The organism is Megasphaera sp. NM10, assembly GCF_000417505.1.
GTDB classification, from domain to species: domain Bacteria; phylum Bacillota; class Negativicutes; order Veillonellales; family Megasphaeraceae; genus Megasphaera; species Megasphaera intestinihominis.
The window spans coordinates 1-1096 of record NZ_APHY01000147.1; the positions used below are offsets into that span (position 1 = coordinate 1).

Consider the following 1096-nt stretch of genomic DNA (forward strand, 5'->3'; position numbering starts at 1 on the left):
TCAGCATTGGCCGTCCTGCYSWKGGCGAAACGGTACAGGCCGCGCCGGATTCGTTTCCCGCTGAACGTTCCTGTATAGGGGGCATCCGGCTGGTATACGGGAATGTCGTCCAAATCCAGGCAGCTGGCCTGAGAAGTATACGATTCTTCCTGTTCCAGATAGGTTATCCCATAGCGTTCACACAGCTGTTTCAAGGTACTACGCAGATAGCTCAGGCTGATTTGAGTGAAATGCTGATTCATCACTTTGCCCAGCTTTAGTCCTCGTTTGAAATCGCAATTATAGCCGCAGACAAGGATCCCTATCTGATGACTGATGCAAAAATCGAGGATATAGCGGGCTGTCTTGCGAAGGATGTCCTGCATCCGGAAATTGCGTTTCTTCGCTAACTGACAGAGCTGGTTCGTCGTCTTCTGGCCCTGCTTGGCAGCAATGCTTTGGAGTCTGGCTTTGCGTTTGTTCCAATACTGGTTAATAGATTTGAGTTTACGACCGTCCATGAGGAACGACGTCCCCGTATTGGTAACGCAGGCGGCCAGATTGTCCAGGCCCAAGTCGATAGCTAGGACACGGTCTGGCGAGGTTTTCACCGGTTCTGGGTCCTCTAGGCAGCAATACTGAATCTTGAAATACCGTCCGCCATACATGGGACAGATGCGGACTTCCTGAATCGTCTTATCCTTCAGTCTATCCGGAAAAGGAATCCGAATCCGATGGCCGTTATGGCGTTTCATATATTCACGGCTCATCGGCACTGTTAAGAAGCCATTCTTAATGTTGATGGCATTCGTGGACAAGATGAGACTGAAGAGCTCCCCTTTTTCACGATAGTGTGGCAGGCGGACAGCCTTTGAACCATAGTCACCTGACTTGACTTTCTGCAAAAGCCCGAAAAAAGAACGAAAACTGCGGTCGGCCATCTTCAATATCTGTTGGGCGACACCGGCCTGCAACAAGCCATAGTTTTCATTTTCCTTGCAAATGGGGTAATTTTCTTCGTACCGCAAGAATTGATGAGTATCGAAGTAATGCTGCCGAATCGTATAGACCGCTACATTGTACAGGTTATTGCTGTATTGGCACATTTCCCGGAGCA

Annotated in this window: 1 protein-coding gene; it reads right to left on the reverse strand. The window is 49.3% G+C overall.

Features of this window, described 5'->3' with window-relative positions; translation table 11 throughout:
- Positions 1-1096, reverse strand: a 1096-nt coding sequence (locus NM10_RS14870; protein WP_020311951.1) for an RNA-guided endonuclease InsQ/TnpB family protein, incomplete at both ends; no start/stop codon positions are given.